Annotated in this window: 16 protein-coding genes and 1 tRNA gene; 7 read left to right on the top strand and 10 right to left on the bottom strand. The window is 64.4% G+C overall.

Translation table 11 applies throughout. From position 1 onward, the window contains the following. Positions 1–17: 17 nt before the first annotated feature. Genes IB235_RS04300 through IB235_RS04320 form a run of 5 tightly spaced genes read right to left on the bottom strand, consistent with a single transcriptional unit; the run spans position 18 to position 4981 of the window. Complete coding sequence (locus tag IB235_RS04300) at positions 18–1118, bottom strand: P1 family peptidase (RefSeq protein WP_192335768.1); 1101 nt, start codon at positions 1116–1118, stop codon at positions 18–20. A gap of 1 nt (position 1119) precedes the next feature. Continuing rightward, the gene (locus IB235_RS04305; RefSeq protein WP_155038354.1) at positions 1120–1962 is read right to left on the bottom strand and encodes an ABC transporter permease; all 843 of its coding nucleotides are present in this window, start codon (positions 1960–1962) and stop codon (positions 1120–1122) included. Between the two features lies 1 nt (position 1963). Further along, the gene (locus IB235_RS04310; RefSeq protein ID WP_225612034.1) at positions 1964–2836 is read right to left on the bottom strand and encodes an ABC transporter permease; all 873 of its coding nucleotides are present in this window, start codon (positions 2834–2836) and stop codon (positions 1964–1966) included. Positions 2837–2840: 4 nt separating this feature from the next. Beyond that, positions 2841–3908: an ABC transporter ATP-binding protein gene (locus tag IB235_RS04315; protein ID WP_192335772.1), complete on the bottom strand. Its 1068-nt coding sequence runs from the start codon at positions 3906–3908 to the stop codon at positions 2841–2843. 53 nt (positions 3909–3961) lie between these two features. After that, a complete protein-coding gene (locus IB235_RS04320; protein WP_192335774.1) occupies positions 3962–4981 on the bottom strand; it encodes a spermidine/putrescine ABC transporter substrate-binding protein in 1020 nt (339 codons plus the stop codon). Positions 4982–5097: 116 nt separating this feature from the next. Between IB235_RS04320 and IB235_RS04325 the strand changes: the two genes are divergently transcribed. Continuing rightward, positions 5098–5964 carry a MurR/RpiR family transcriptional regulator gene (locus tag IB235_RS04325; RefSeq protein ID WP_225612035.1) on the top strand — a complete coding sequence of 289 codons (867 nt, stop codon included), beginning with the start codon at positions 5098–5100 and terminating at the stop codon, positions 5962–5964. 65 nt (positions 5965–6029) lie between these two features. On the opposite strand, the gene IB235_RS04330 is transcribed toward IB235_RS04325, so the two are convergent. From IB235_RS04330 to leuB, 3 genes are all read right to left on the bottom strand, one after another. After that, a tRNA-Pro gene (locus IB235_RS04330) sits at positions 6030–6106 on the bottom strand. A gap of 69 nt (positions 6107–6175) precedes the next feature. Further along, on the bottom strand, positions 6176–7123 hold the full coding sequence (locus IB235_RS04335) for a DMT family transporter (protein WP_192335778.1): 948 nt from the start codon (positions 7121–7123) through the stop codon (positions 6176–6178). A 60-nt stretch (positions 7124–7183) separates the two neighbouring features. Continuing rightward, a complete protein-coding gene (gene leuB / locus IB235_RS04340) occupies positions 7184–8305 on the bottom strand; it encodes a 3-isopropylmalate dehydrogenase (RefSeq protein ID WP_155038360.1) in 1122 nt (373 codons plus the stop codon). A gap of 144 nt (positions 8306–8449) precedes the next feature. Between leuB and IB235_RS04345 the strand changes: the two genes are divergently transcribed. Beyond that, on the top strand, positions 8450–8866 hold the full coding sequence (locus IB235_RS04345) for a hypothetical protein (protein WP_155038361.1): 417 nt from the start codon (positions 8450–8452) through the stop codon (positions 8864–8866). 63 nt (positions 8867–8929) lie between these two features. Further along, on the top strand, positions 8930–9727 hold the full coding sequence (locus tag IB235_RS04350) for a uracil-DNA glycosylase (RefSeq protein ID WP_192335780.1): 798 nt from the start codon (positions 8930–8932) through the stop codon (positions 9725–9727). Between the two features lie 9 nt (positions 9728–9736). Here IB235_RS04350 and IB235_RS04355 read toward each other — a convergent pair whose 3' ends face one another. After that, a complete protein-coding gene (locus tag IB235_RS04355) occupies positions 9737–10543 on the bottom strand; it encodes a protein-disulfide reductase DsbD domain-containing protein (protein ID WP_192335782.1) in 807 nt (268 codons plus the stop codon). A 120-nt stretch (positions 10544–10663) separates the two neighbouring features. Here IB235_RS04355 and IB235_RS04360 point away from each other — a divergent pair, with 120 nt between their 5' ends. Continuing rightward, the gene (locus tag IB235_RS04360) at positions 10664–11236 is read left to right on the top strand and encodes a YqgE/AlgH family protein (RefSeq protein WP_155038364.1); all 573 of its coding nucleotides are present in this window, start codon (positions 10664–10666) and stop codon (positions 11234–11236) included. On the opposite strand, the gene IB235_RS04365 is transcribed toward IB235_RS04360, so the two are convergent. Continuing rightward, positions 11233–12183, bottom strand: a complete 951-nt coding sequence (locus IB235_RS04365) for an L-threonylcarbamoyladenylate synthase (RefSeq protein ID WP_192335784.1) — start codon at positions 12181–12183, stop codon at positions 11233–11235. The genes IB235_RS04360 and IB235_RS04365 overlap by 4 nt on opposite strands. A gap of 112 nt (positions 12184–12295) precedes the next feature. On the opposite strand from IB235_RS04365, the gene IB235_RS04370 reads away from it, so the two are divergent. The 3 genes from IB235_RS04370 to IB235_RS04380 all read left to right on the top strand — a co-directional run bounded on the left by IB235_RS04370 (position 12296) and on the right by IB235_RS04380 (position 15217). Further along, positions 12296–13987 (top strand): acyl-CoA dehydrogenase, encoded by a 1692-nt coding sequence (locus IB235_RS04370; protein WP_192335786.1) that lies wholly within the window; start codon positions 12296–12298, stop codon positions 13985–13987. A 68-nt stretch (positions 13988–14055) separates the two neighbouring features. Next, positions 14056–15006: an MBL fold metallo-hydrolase gene (locus IB235_RS04375; protein ID WP_192335788.1), complete on the top strand. Its 951-nt coding sequence runs from the start codon at positions 14056–14058 to the stop codon at positions 15004–15006. 58 nt (positions 15007–15064) lie between these two features. Further along, positions 15065–15217, top strand: coding sequence for an aa3-type cytochrome c oxidase subunit IV (locus tag IB235_RS04380; RefSeq protein ID WP_155038368.1), 153 nt, complete (start codon positions 15065–15067; stop codon positions 15215–15217). Positions 15218–15229: the final 12 nt, after the last annotated feature.

Consider the following 15229-nt stretch of genomic DNA (forward strand, 5'->3'; position numbering starts at 1 on the left):
CGGGGCCCGTCTGCTTTTCAGACCCGTGCGAGCTTTGCTTTCGGCTGGTCAGCCTCGGGGGCAAAGATCGCCCGCAGCCGTGCGGTGTCGATGGCGTGGCAGGTCTTACCCTCGGGCTTGACGGTCGGGACATCGACGCCCGCGACCATGGCGTTCACGACCGATTCCTCGACTGCCTCGACCGCAGCCATATACAGGTTGTCCAGCAGCTCGTTGTTCAATTCCTGCTTGGTCAGAAGCGCCTCGGCCTGCTGGGGCATCGGGCCGTCATTGGCGGTCGACAGCGCCAAGAAGATGTCGCCCGAATTGTTCCCGCCCGGCGTGCCGCCGCGACCGATGCCGATGGCCGCACGCTTGGCCACTTGGCGCAGCGACAGACCCGAAAGCGGCGCGTCGGTGGCGATGATCACGATGATCGAGCCCATCTCGCGCGAATGCAGCGCGCCTTCCGGCATCAGTTGGCCGACGGGACGGCCCAGCACGCTCAGCCAAGGGCGAATGCCGTGATTGGCCTGTACCAGCGCAGCGACGGTATATTCCTGCCCGCCGATCGGCAGCTTGCGCGACGAGGTGCCGGTGCCGCCTTTGAACTCATAGCAGATCATGCCATTGCCGCCGCCGGTCGAGCCTTCCGCCACTGGGCCGGTCGTGGCCGCATCCAGCGCCGCGATGGCGTGGTCAGGCTCGACATGCATGGCGTTGATGTCGTTCAAGACGCCGTCATAGGTCTCAGCGACGACGGGCATGGCCCATGCGTGCTCGGTGGTGAAGTAATCCGAATAGTTCTGGATCATCCATTTGGTGGTGCCGTGATGGACCGCGCCGACGCCATGGGTGTTGGTGATCATCACGGGGCCCACGAAATAGCCCGCGTCATTGACCCAATGCGTGCCGGTCATCTCGCCATTGCCGTTCAGCGAATATTGCCCGGCCCAGACGGGTTTCGGCTGCTTGCCGGGGCGCGGCAGGATGGCGGTGACGCCGGTGCGCATCTTCTTCTCAGGGTCGGTCAGGGTGCAGAAACCCACCGCCAGACCGGGCACGTCGGTGATCGCGTTCAGGGGACCGGGCGTGCCGGGAAAGGGCAGGCCAAGGTCGCGGGCGCGAGGTTTGCTCATGTCAGTCGGTCTTTCTGGCGCGAAGCCACAAACCTGCGGCCGCGATCACGACCGAGGCAAGGATGATGAGGGTGGCGATGGCGTTGATCTCGGGCTTCACGCCGCGGCGGATCATGCCAAAGATATAGACGGGTAGCGTGGTGTTGTCGGTCCCGGCGACGAAATAGGTGATGACCAGATCATCCATCGAGATGACGAAGGCCAGCAGCGCCCCGCCAAGGATGCCCGGTGCCAGCTGCGGCAGCAGCACCTTGCGCAGGGTCAGCCATTCCGAGGCACCCAGATCGGCCGAGGCTTCTTCCAGCGCGGGATCAAGCCCGGCCATGCGCGCCTGCACGATGATGAAGACGTAGCTGCTGAGGAAGGTGCAGTGACCGATGATGATGGTCAGCATGGAAAGCTGCATCCCGATCGTCACGAAGAAGATCAGCAGACCGATGCCCAGCACGATATCGGGCATCATCATCGGCAGCATCAGGAAGCCGCTATAAAAGCCCTTCAGCCGGAAGCGGAAGCGCGACAGCGCAATGGCAGTGGCCGTGCCGATCACTGTCGAGATGACCGTGGTGATTGACGCGACCATCAGCGAATTGCGCAAAGCCGCCAGCATATGCCCGGTGCTTTCGACATAACCCGAGGCGGGCATGACCGAGCCGCTAAGCTGCTCGCGCGCAAGGCCGAACAGCCCACGATACCAGTCCAGCGTGAAATGGTCCCAGACCATCATGTTCACCGGGTTCGAGTTGAACGAGTAACCGATGATGACGAAAAGCGGCGCGTAGATGAAGGCAAAGAAGCCCAGCGAAAACAGCGTCAGGCTGGCCCAACCGATGGGATTGCGCATCTTACACTCCCGCCTTTTTCGCCCGGCCCAGCGAGCTGAGCAGGACCAACAGAACCACGCTCATGATGATCATCGACAGCGCGGCACCAAAGGGCCAGTTGCGCGCCGACAGGAATTGCTGCTCGACAAGGTTGCCGATCATCAGCCCGCGCGCGCCGCCCAGCAGGTCCGGCACGATGAAGTTGCCGACCGAGGGGATGAAGACGATGACCGCGCCGCCCATGATGCCCGGCAGGGTCTGGGGCAGGATGACCTTGAAGAAGGTCTGGATGCGGTTCGCGCCCAGATCCATCGAGGCCTCGATCAGCGCGCGGTCAAGGTTGTCCACCGCCGAGTAAAGCGGCAGGAACATGAAGGGCACCATGATATAGACCATGCCCAGCACCACCGCCGCCGGGGTGTACAGGATTTCCAGCGGCTGCGAGATGACGCCGATCCCCATCAGCGCGCTGTTGAGCAGCCCCGAGGGTTTCAGGATCAGAAGCCACGCATAAAGCCGCACGACAAGGCTGGAAAAGAAGGGCAGCGTCACCAGAAACAGGAAGAACAGCCGGGTGCGCGGCGACAGGCGGCTGACCCAGAAGGCGACCGGGTAGCAAAGCAGCAAGGACAGCACGACGGTCATCGCGGCAAAGCCCAGCGAGCGCAGCAGGATCTGCAGGTAGATCGGCTCGAATATCTCATCGATGCCGTCGGCCCAACCGAAGATGCGGCCATAGTTCCAGTGATAAAAGCTCCACTCCACCCCGCCGTAAAGGCCGGGGCTGAGGATCGAGAATAGCCCGATGATCACCAGCGGCAGCAGGAAGAAGACGCCCAGAAACAGCGTCACCGGTGCCAGCAGGGTCGTCAGGACAAGGTTCTGACGGGTCATGAGCTTACGCAGCCTCCAGCACATGGGCAGCCTCGGGCGCGTAGGAAAGATGCACCGCCGCGCCGGTCGCGGGCGCGTTCGCGCCGTCGCGGGCGGTGACGCGGATTTCCTCGCCACCGGCATCGGGCTGGACGTAAAGCTGCAGGTCGGAACCCAGATAGACGGCACGCGTCACCCGACCCTTGATGCCCTGATCGGCAAGGCGGAAATCGGCTGGGCGCAGCACGGCGGTCACGGCTTGGCCGCGGCGCAAGCCGGTCGCGGGCAGGAGCATCTCGACGCCTTGGGCGGTGCGGGCCAGTGCCTGAGCGCCCTCGATCCGGTCGACCGTGGCGTGGAACAGGTTGGTTTCGCCAATGAATTCGGCGACGAAGCGGGTGCGCGGATGGCGATAGATCTCGCGCGGGGTGCCGATCTGCTCGATCTGGCCGGCGCGCATGACAACGATGCGGTCGGACATGGTCAGGGCTTCTTCCTGATCATGGGTCACGAAGACAAAGGCGATGCCCAGACGGGATTGCAGGGCCTTCAGCTCGATCTGCATCTGCTGGCGCAGGTTGCGGTCCAAGGCCGAAAGCGGCTCGTCCAGCAGCAGCAGGCGCGGCTCGGCGACGATGCTGCGGGCAAGGGCGACGCGCTGACGCTGGCCACCTGACAGTTGGTTCGGTTTGCGCGACCCCATACCGGTCAGGCCGACCTTGGCCAGCGCGCTTTCAACCGCCGCCTCGCGTGTCTTGTGATCGACGCCGCGCACTTCCAGCGCGTAGCCCACGTTGCGCGCGACGCTCATATGGCTGAACAAGGCATAGCTTTGGAAGACCGTGTTCACCGGCCGCTTGAACGGCGGCAGCGCTGCCAGATCCGTCCCGTCCAGCCGGATCGAGCCGGAATCCAGTGCCTCGAAGCCGGAAATGGCGCGCAGAAGCGTGGTCTTGCCGCAGCCCGAGGGGCCCAGAAGCGTCACGAACTCATTCGCGCCGACGGTCAGGTCAATGCCGTCCAAAGCCGCGACGCGGCCACCTTCAGGCGTGACGAAATGGCGCCTAGCGGCGCGGATTTCCAGGGAAGCCATGAAATCTTTCCATCTAGGGGGCGGCCCCTCCTCCGAGGCCGCCGGAACAGACGTTATTGGGTCGTGCGGATGGTGTTCCAGGCCCGGTCGTAAAGCTTGAGCGCCTTGCCGGTATCCTCGAAGATCTGCAGCCGGGCCATGGTCTCGGCCGGGACGTTGATGTTCGGGTCCTTGCGCAGATCCTCGGGGATCAGGTCGCGGGCCGGGATATTGGCCGAGCCGTTGAACTCGGTCGCGGCGTTCATCGCGGCGATCTCGGGACGCAGGAAGAACTCCATGAACTTCTTCGCTTCGTCCTTATGCGGGGCCGAGGCGAGGACGCACATGTTTTCCTGATACATGGTCGCGCCCTCGGCCGGGATGACGTATTTCATCCCCTCGATGGGCTTGGTGATCATGTTCATGCCGACGAAATACTGCGCGGCGGCGATGTCGCCCGAGGTCAGCAGCGTCGCGATGTCATAGGTGAAGGCCGTGACCTTGGGCTTCTGGGTCAGGATGTAATCGGTGGCCAGCTTGACCTCGGCCGGGTCGGTCGCGTTGACCGATTTGCCGCTCATCATCAGGCCGACCGCAAGAACCTCGCGCATATCGTCCAAAAGCGTGATCTTGCCGCCGGTTTTCTCGGGAATGGCAAAGAAATCCTGCCAGCCATTGATCGGGCCGGTGACTTTTTCATTATAGAAAATGCCGACGGTGCCCCATGCATAAGGCAGACAATATTCGGATTTCGGATCTTCTTTCGACCGCAGGTTGGCGGGGTCGATATTCTTGAAAGCCGCGCTTTCATTGATGCCAGTTTTTTCCAGCAGCCCCAGTTTCAACATGATGTCGTTCATGTGAACCGAGGGGAAGACCACGTCGTAATCCGCGGCCCCGGCCTGGATCTTGGCCAGCATTTCCTCGTTCGAGGAATAGGTGTCGAGCGTCACCTTGATCCCGGTTTCCTCGGTGAATTTGGTGAGGATATCGGGGTTGATGTAATCGCCCCAGTTATAAAGCGCGAGATTTCCCTCGGCATGCGCTGACCCGGCCGCAAGGGCCAAGGCCAGGGCGATTCCCTGTGCCTTCATCGTGATTCTCCCAGTTATCGCCTTGTTATGAGCCGAATTAGTTTCCCCCATCCGACTCAGGCATGTTATTCTTTGACAGAACGCTAACATTGGAAAATCGTGCTGTAAATTCTGTCATGCATTCATCAGCAGAAAACCCCGACGAGTCCCCGCTTGCCACCAGATTGCGCAGGATTCCCGGTGAGTTGACGAAATCCGAGGCGATGATCGCGCAATGGCTGGTCATGAACGAGGCGACGCTGGGGTTGGAAACCGGGGCGTCGGTCGCGACCAAGACCGGCGTCAGCGAGATCACCGTCAGCCGATTCCTGAAACGCGCCGGCTTCAGGGGGCTGGCGGGGCTGAAGGAGGAATTGCAGGGCGCGCTGGTGAACATCCACCTGTCGCCCTCAGAGCGTTATACGCGCCTGCTGAACGGAGAGCTGGGGACAATCCTCAAGCGCGATGCCGATGCGGTGCTGGCTTTGGCGGCCGAGATCGAGAAACCGGCATGGGACGGTGCAATCACCGCCATTGCCGAGGCGGATGAGGTCTTTGTCGTCGGCTTCCAGACCATCCGGGGCGTGGCCGAGGATTTCACCCGCCGCCTGTCGATCGTGCGCGGTTCGGTCCGGTTCCTGTCACCCAATGATGACGGGCTGGTGGCGCTGATCCCGTCGCAGCGGCGTGGTCAGGAACGGCACTGCCTGATCATGGTCGAGATGGCCCCCTATGCCCGCGAGGCGCTGCCGATCCTGCGCCTTGCGCGCCAGCTGGGCATGGATGCCGTCGTCGTCACCGATGAGGTGAACACATGGGCCGGGGCGCATACGCCCTATGTCTTCCATGTCGGAACCAAGGTCGATGCGTTTCTGGAAACCACCGGCCCGATGACCACGATGATGAATATCATCACCCATGCAGTCGCAGGAAAGCAGCCACAGAAGTCGCGCCAGCGCATCAAGGACTGGACCCCGATCATGCGCGATCTGGGGATCTACTGAAACGGCCAGCGGACCCGGCATCGGGTCTGTGGCTGATTTTCACTTGGGTGAATTTCGGGAAAATATGGTCGGAGCGAGAGGATTCGAACCTCCGACCCCCTGCTCCCGAAGCAGGTGCGCTACCAGGCTGCGCTACGCTCCGACCGTGAGGCGGCAGGTAGCCCGTCGCCAAAGGGAATGCAAGGGGGGTCGTGCGGTTTTCTGCCCCAATTCACTCCCGACGCAGCAATCGCCGCAAAAGATTGGGACGCGGCGCGGTCACGGTTTCGGATCGCAGCCGGGCCTCGGTCACCGGGCGCAGGCGGGATGCGCCGCTGCGTTCCCGCATCAAGATGAACAGACCCGAGCCGATGATCAGCGCAGCCCCGGTCAGCGTCGCCGAATCGGGATGTTCGTCGAACAGCAGCCAGCCATAGCCGATCGCCCATAGCATCTGGGAATATTGCATCGGCGCGACATTGGCGGCCTCACCGGCCTGATAGGCCTGGATAAGCAGGAAGCCCGCCAGCAGGCCCAGAAGCGCGATCAGCCCGGTCAGCGCCAGGTCCATCCCGGCCATCGGGCGATAGGCCAGCCCCAGCGACAGGCCGGTCAGGATGAAGTTGCCGATGATCGGCCACAGGATCAGGATGACCGTTCGCTCCGACCGCCCCAGCCTGCGCACCGAGACGGCCGCCAAGGCACTGGTGCAAGCCGCGAGCATTGCCGCGAAATGGCCCAGGCTCAGTTCCACATAGCCCGGTCGCAGCACCACCAGCACGCCCAGCAGGCCCACCGCCACCGCCGCCCCGCGCGCCAGCCCGACGCGCTCGCCCAACAAGGGCACCGACAGGATGGTGATGATCAGCGGCGAGGCGAACAGGATCGAATAGACCTGCGCCAAGTGTAGCACCGAAAAGGCGTAAAAGCCGCAGATGCCGGAATTGACGATACAGACTGATCGCAGCGTGACCCAGAAGGGCGAACGCGGCAGCAATGTCCCGTGGGTCGGATCGCGCAGCAGCAGGATCGCGATGGGCGGGAAAGACAGCAGGGCCGAGAAGAACAGGATCTGCAACGCGGGATAGCCCGCGCCCAGAAACTTGATGATCACGTCATGGGTCGAATAGATGCCCATCGACAGCAGCGCCAGAAGCGCGCCCTTGAGATTCCCCGGCATGCCCCCTCCGCTGCCCCAGAAATGACTGCGCCCGCCGGTAAGGGCGGGCGCGGCAGTGGATCAGAGCGCGGACAGGGCCTCGACGATCTTGTCCCCCATCTGCGAGGTCGAGACTGGCGTGCCGCCATCCGGGCCCATCAGATCGGCGGTGCGTACGCCATCCGCCAGAACTTTCTCGATCGCCTTTTCCAGCAGGTCGGCCTCGGCCCCCAGATCGTAGCTGTAGCGCAACGCCATGGCGAAGCTGAGGATACAGGCGATCGGGTTGGCCTTGCCCTGCCCGGTGATGTCGGGGGCCGAGCCGTGGACGGGCTCGTACATGGCTTTCGGACGGCCATTCGCCATCGGCGCGCCAAGGCTGGCCGAGGGCAGCATGCCCAGCGAACCGGTCAGCATCGCCGCCGCGTCGGACAGGATGTCGCCGAACAGGTTGTCGGTCACGATCACGTCGAACTGGTTCGGACGACGCACCAGCTGCATGGCACCGTTATCGGCATACATGTGCGACAGTTCGACTTCCGGGTATTCGTTGTCGTGGACCCATTGCACTTCCTCGCGCCACAGGATGCCCGATTCCATGACGTTGGCTTTTTCCATCGAGCAGACGCGATTGCCGCGCTTCTTGGCCAGCTCAAAGGCCGCACGCGCGACACGGCGAATTTCGCCCGAGGTGTAGCGCTGGGTGTTGATGCCGACGCGGCCACCCTCGTTTTGCGGGTTGTTGTCGTCGGAATGAATGCCGCGCGGTTCGCCGAAATAGACGCCCGAGGTCAGTTCGCGCACGATCAGGATATCCAGACCGGCGACGATCTCGCGCTTCAGCGAGGAAAAATCGGCCAGCGCGTCGAAGCATTGCGCCGGGCGCAGGTTCGCGAACAGGTCCATTTCCTTGCGCAGGCGCAGCAGCCCACGCTCGGGCTTCACCGAGAAATCCAGATTGTCATAGGCCGGGCCGCCGACCGCGCCCAGCAGCACGGCATCGACTTCCTGCGCCTTCTGCATGGTCTCGTCCGCCAGCGGCACGCCATGCTTGTCATAGGCGGCGCCGCCGACCAGATCCTCGCTGACATCGAACTGGATGCCCTTGTTCGTCTGGAACCAGTCAATGACCTTGCGCACCTCGGTCATCACTTCGGGACCGATGCCGTCACCGGGCAGGATCAGCAGGGAATGGGTGGTCATCGCAAGGCATCCTCTCGTGCAACTCGACGTTTGGAAATCCGCGTAGCGGGGTGGGTCCGCCCCGTCAAGTTCACGGCGAATTGGGTTGCGTGTGACAGGCCCATCGGGCCGGATGGCCGGGCAATCGGAATAAAGGGAAAACCCATGCATGCACTCACGGCAGTGGCCGGAGCGCTGGCCCTCTCGGCTGGCATGACACTGGCCGGAATGGCGCTGGCCGACGGGGGCGTCACGGTCCAGTTGCCCGATGTCTCGGGGTTGAGCGCCGATCAGGCCAAGGCGCTGATCGCAGAGCTGGCCAATGTGAATGTCATCACCTCGAACTGCCCGGGATACGAGGTCACCGATGGCGAATGGACGCTGATCACCGGCACCGGGGACAAGCTGGCCGACAAACTGGGACTGGATGCGACCACCTATGACCGCAGCTATTACGGCCCCGCCTTCAAGCTGCTGGACGATCCGGAGGCCTGTGACCGCATCGGCCCGACCGCCAAGCCGCTGATTCAGCGGTTGATCGGGATGGGCGGCGGCACCACGCCGCTGACCCAGTCGCAGTGACCTGACCGCAGACGGGCAGGCCATGGCTTGCCCGTGCGGCCTGCGGGCCTTAGCTTGGCGGGCATGACGGCTGATCCGACCTATCGGGGATTCGCGCTGGATGCGCAGACCGCGCTGGCTCTTCTGCAATGGCAGGCCGAGCTGGGCGCGGATGAGCCATGCCTTGACGATCCGCTGGACCGATATGACCTGCCCGATCGCATAACGCCCGCCCCGGCGGCTGCAGTGGCCCCGCCCCCTGCCCCCCGCGATGAGGGCCGCGATCTGGTCACACTGGCCGAGGGCATGGCCGCAGGGGCCACGACGCTGGCCGCCCTGGCCGAGGCGCAAGAGGCATTCGAGGCCATCGACCTGCGCAAGGGCGCGCGCAATTTCTGCTTTGCCGATGGTCGCCCCGGCGCGCGGGTCATGGTGATCGGCGAGGCTCCGGGCGAGGAAGAAGACCTGCAGGGCCGCCCCTTTGTCGGTCGCGCCGGGCAGCTTCTGGACCGGATGTTCGCCGCGATCGGTCTGGCGCGCGATGCGGTCGATGCCGAACGGGCGCTGTACATCACCAATGTCCTGCCTTGGCGTCCGCCGGGCAATCGCCGCCCCGAGCCTGCGGAAATCGCCTTGATGCTGCCTTTCCTGCGCCGCCATGTCGAATTGGCGCAGCCGGAAATCCTGATTCTGATGGGCAACACACCCTGCATCGCGGCGCTGAACCAGCAGGGCATCCTGCGGCTGCGCGGCGACTGGACCGAGGCCTTTGGCCTGCCCGCCCTGCCGATGACCCACCCGGCCTATCTGCTGCGCACGCCCTTGGCCAAGCGCGAGGCGTGGGCCGATCTTCTGTCCGTCTCGGCCCGGTTGGGGCTTTAATCTGGGGCTTTAATCCGTCACCGTATCGCAGCCCAGATACTCGGTCGCCCGGTCCGGGCCGATCAGCGTCAGCCGCAGCGCATTCGTGTCCAGCGCAAAGGGCTTGCCCGACTCGGCCACGAAATCGGCGCTGGCGGTCAGCCGGTCGCCCTGCCGCCCCAGTTCTGGCTGCGAGACCCAGACCTTATCGGCTTGCAGTTCCATCGCCACTTCCGGCGCATCCTGATGGTCGAAACTGGCGGTGACGCGCATGCCGTCCTCGATTTCCTCGACGCGGCATTGCGGGCGTGCGGTCGAGGTTTCGGGAACCTGTGCCAATGCGGCCTGAATCGCGGGATCGGGCGCGGAACCGGCGGGCGGCGCGGTCAGCCGCACCTGCACCGGAACGCAGATGTCATCGCACAGACCGAAATCCACCGTCGTCGCCAGATCGACAGCACCAGTTGTATCCGCAGGCGCGATCTCGATCGGCAGGACCAGCATGTCGTGATAGCCCAGCGTACGCTCACCACCCGATTCGATGGTCTCGGGACGGGGCCAGTGCATCGTCACCTGACCCAGATTGCTTGAACCCTGCCAATCGAAATGCGGCGGCACGCCGGCATCGCCGGGGCTGCGCCAATAGGTTTTCCAGCCCGGTTCCAGCCGCAGCGCCAGGGCAGTCATGCGATTGCCCTCGGGCGTGACCCAACCGGGCAGCAACTCGGCCGAGACCAGCCCCGGCGGGTGTTCGACCCCCGCCGCGTCAACCTGTCCGACCCCGCCCTGCGCAAATGCCGGAGCCACTGAAACCAAAAGGAAAGCACACCATTTCATGCCTGCATTCATAGGTGGCACAGGCGCATCTGGTGAAGTCACATTCACGACAAAGGGCAGCACACTCTTGCGAAACATCGCGTCAGGGCCGATCTTTGGGGAAAGAAGAAGGAGCAGGCTTTGGACAGTTCGGCCGATCTGACCGGCAAGATGCTGATCGCGATGCCCGGCATGCGCGACCCCAGATTCGAGCATTCCGTCATTCTGATCTGCGCGCATTCCGAGGATGGTGCGATGGGGCTGGTGGTGAACCGGCCGATGCCCGAGGTGGGCTTCTCGGATCTGCTGGCGCAACTGGGCATAGATACCGGGGCCGATACGCTGGACATCCCCGTCCGCTTCGGCGGCCCGGTCGAACCCGGGCGCGGCTTTGTGCTGCACCGCATCCCCAAGGGCGATGAACTGGACGAGACCCGGATGCGCATCGCCGACGATCTGGCCATGTCCACCACCCGCGACATTCTTGAGGATTTCGCCCATGGCCGCGGCCCTCAGCCCGCCATGCTGGCGCTTGGCTATGCCGGATGGGGTCCGGGCCAGTTGGACAGCGAGATTCTGGACAATGGCTGGCTGACCAGCGAACGGCTGGATGAGCTGATCTTTGGCGCGGACAATTCCGGCAAGTGGCGTGCGGCGCTGAAGGGTCTGGGGATCGACCCGCTGGTGCTGTCCCCCAGCGCGGGCCGCGCCTAGCGGGGCGCTGCCGCGCGGCGCAGGCGGTCGTTGATCGCCGCGCCCAGACCGGTTTCGGGAACCGCGGCCACCGCAATCGGGCGACCCATTGCATCGGCCTGCCGCAGCAGATCGAACAGCCGCGCCGCCGCCTCGGTCAGATCGCCCGAGGCGCTCAGCGTCAATTCTCCGCCGACCTTGCCGAAACCGATCATCACCTCGTCCGGTCCGGCCGTTTCCGCGTTCAGCCGCAGGCTGGCGCGCGGCGCGTAGTGGCTGGTCAGCTGTCCCGGCGCATTCGGCGCATCGGGATTGATCGCGGGGCGGATCAGGGACTGGCCCAGCACCTCCTCGATCGCCTCGGCGGCAATTCCGCCCGGTCGCAGCAGCGCGGGCTGACCATCGACCCAGCCAATGATCGTCGATTCGACGCCGACCGGGCACGATCCCGCATCCAGAACCGCCGGAATCCGCCCGCCCAGACCCGAATCGGGATCGGCGACATGCGCCGCCGTGGTCGGACTGATCCGCCCCGAAGGATTGGCCGAGGGCGCGGCCAGCGGCCCGCCGAAACGCTGCAGCAGCGCATGCGCCGCCGGATGCGCCGGAACCCGCAGCGCCACCGTATTCAGCCCCGCCGTCACCAAGGACGCGATGCCCGCATTCTCGCGCAACGGCAGCACCATGGTCAGCGCCCCCGGCCAGAAGGCCTGCGCCAGCGCCCGCGCCGATTCATCGAAATGCGCAATCTTTTCGGCCGCCAGTCGATCAGGCAGATGCACGATCAGCGGGTTGAAGCTGGGCCGGCCCTTGGCCTCATAGATGCGGGCAACGGCGGTGGCGTTTCTTGCATCGCCCGCAAGGCCGTAAACCGTCTCGGTCGGCATGGCGACAAGGTCACCCTGCGAGAGCCAGTCGCAAGCGATGGCAAGGCCTTGATCATCCGGGGAAAGAAGGCGCGTGTGCATTTGTTACGTGGGGTTGTGGTTGATGGCTTTCGCGCCGCTCATATGATCGGCCGACAAGAGGATCAGTTATGCGCCCGGATAAGATTTGCCAAGGCGCGAAGGGAAGAGGACCATGCCATATAACGCGCCCGTCGAACAGATCGAGTTCATCCTGAACGAGGTCGTCGGCCTTCCCGAAGTGTCGCGCACCGACATCTTTGCCGAAGCAACCGCCGAAACGGTCAAATCCATCCTGACCGAAGCCGGCCGCATCGCCACCGAGATCATTGCCCCGGTGAACCGCGCCGGCGACCTGACCCCGGCCCGGCTGGAAAACGGCGCGCTGCGCTCCAGCCCCGGTTTCGCCGAGGCGTTTACCGCGCTGGCCGAAGGTGGCTGGATCGGGCTGGCGGCCAATCCCGAATATGGCGGCATGGGCCTGCCGCAGGCGCTGAACATGGCCGTAAACGAGATGGTCGCCTCGGCCTGTCTGGCGCTGCAGCTGAACCCGATGCTGACCCAAGGCCAGATCGAGGCGCTGGAGCATCACGGCAGCGAAGAACTGAAGGCGCTGTACCTGCCCAAGCTGAACTCGGGCGAATGGTCGGGCACGATGAACCTGACCGAGCCGGGTGCCGGTTCCGACGTGGGCGCGCTGACCACCAAGGCCGAACGCGCCGAGGACGGCACCTACCGCGTCACTGGGCAAAAGATCTTCATTACCTGGGGCGACAGCGACGTCACCAGCAATGTCTGCCATCTGGTGCTGGCACGCCTGCCCGATGGCGGCGCGGGGACCAAGGGCATCAGCCTGTTCATGGTCCCGAAATTCATCCCCGATGCCGATGGCAATCCCGGCATTGCCAACGATCTGCGTGTGGTCAGCCTTGAGCACAAGCTGGGCATCCATGGCTCGCCCACCTGCGTCATGAGCTTCGAGGGCGCCAAGGGCTGGCTGGTCGGCCAGGAACACAAGGGCATGGCCGCGATGTTCACGATGATGAACTGCGCCCGCCTTGGCGTCGGGGTGCAGGGCGTCGCGCAGGGCGAGGCCGCGCTGCAGCAGGCCACCCTCTATGCCACCGAGCGCAACCAGTTTGGTCCGATCATCCGCCATCCCGATGTGCGCCGGATGCTGGCCACCTCGCGCGCCGAGGTCTTTGCCGCCCGCTCGATCTGTTTCGCCTGCGCCGTCGCCATCGACATGGCCCGTGCCACCGGCGAGGCCGAATGGGCTGCCCGCGCCGCCTTCCTGACCCCGATAGCCAAGGCCTATGGCACCGATGTCGGCACCCGCGTCGCCGATACCGCCGTGCAGGTACATGGCGGCATGGGTTACATTGAGGAAACCGGCATCGCCCAGTATCTGCGCGATGTCCGCATCACCTCGATCTATGAGGGCACGAACGGCATTCAGGCGATGGATCTGGTCGGCCGCAAATTCGCCGATGGCGGTGCTGCCGCGACCGCCCTGCTCGATGAGATCCTCGACAGCGCGAAAGCCGCGCAGGCCGCGTTCCCCGAGCTTGCCAATCACGTCTGGCAGGCGGCGGAGACCCTGCGTGAAACCACGCTGGAGCTGCTGGACAGCGCCCTGCCCGACCGTTTCGCGGGCGCGGTGCCCTATCTGTCGGCCTTTGCCCGGGTTCTGGGCGCGCATTACCACCTGATCTCGGCGATGCAGGGCGGCAGCGTCACTCTGGCGCGCGTCCATATCACCCGCGTCCTGCCGCAATTCGCCGGCGATCTGGCCGCAGCCAAGGCGGGTGTCGCCGATCTGGAAGCGCTTGACGACGACCTGTTCCTTGGTCAGATGACGGTGTGATCCAGAACCTGACCGACATAGCGCCCGCCGCGGGCGAAGCGCATGAAATCGCGCCAGGGGTTCTGTGGATGCAGATGCCCCTGCCGTTCAAGCCGACCACGGTCAACGTCTATGCCTTTCGCGACGATGATGGCTGGACCGTGGTCGATACCGGCATCGATTCCCGCCATGGGCGCGAGATCTGGCAGCAATTGCTGGCAGGTCCGCTGTCCGATGCACCGGTCCACCGGCTGATCGCCACCCATCACCATCTGGACCATATCGGCCTTGCCGGCTGGTTCCAGTCGCTGGGGGCCGAGCTGTGGACCTCGCGCACGGCATGGCTGATGGCGCGGATGAGCATCCTTGACGTGCAGGAACGCCCGACCCCGCAGGCCATCGCCTTCTGGCGCGAGGCCGGGATGGAGCCCGACGCGATTCTGGAACGCGCGGCCGAGCGCCCCTTCAACATGTCCGATGCCTCAAGCCCGCTGCCGCCCGGCTATCACCGCCTGTCCGAAGGCGATGTGGTCAGCTTCGGCAATCGCCGCTGGACCGTGCGCATGGGCGAGGGTCACGCCCCCGAACATGTCACGCTGTGGTCCTTGGACGACGATCTGGTGATCGGGGGCGACCAGTTGCTGGGGTCGATCTCGCCCAATCTGGGGGTCTATCCCAATGAGCCGGGGGCCGATACCGTCGGCGCGTGGATCGCATCCTGCCAACGGCTGATGCCCCATGCCCGGCCCGATCAGCTGATCCTGCCCGGCCACAAGCTGCCCTATCGCGGCCTGCCGACCCGGCTGCGGCAGTTGATCGACAACCAAAATTCCGCCATCGAACGCCTGTTGGCAGGCCTGCGCGACCAGCCGCGCACCACCATTGGCTGCTTCGACCTGCTGTATCGCCGGATGATCGGCAAACCGGAATTCGCCCTCGCCCTGGCCGAGGCGGCGGGCCATATCAACCACCTGCGCGCCACCGGACGGGTGTGGCCCATCGGCAAGACCGGCGACGGCGCAACCCTCTGGGGGGCGTGACAGGGGCTTGGGCATCGGCTATCCCTTGGCCCAAGCCGCGTTGCGAACAGGGGGACACATGGCCTCGCATCACGAGATCACCGAACACAAGCATGGCGAGATGGACATCAGCCATCACGAGAAGACCTTTGCGGGCTTCATCAAGTTCTCGGTCTGGACCTGCGTCCTTGCGATCGGCGTCCTGACCTTCATGGCGCTCAGCAACGCCTGACCCCACCTTCGG

Origin of the sequence: Paracoccus sp. PAR01, assembly GCF_014851995.1 — a bacterium.
In the GTDB taxonomy this organism is placed as follows: Bacteria; Pseudomonadota; Alphaproteobacteria; order Rhodobacterales; family Rhodobacteraceae; genus Paracoccus; species Paracoccus litorisediminis.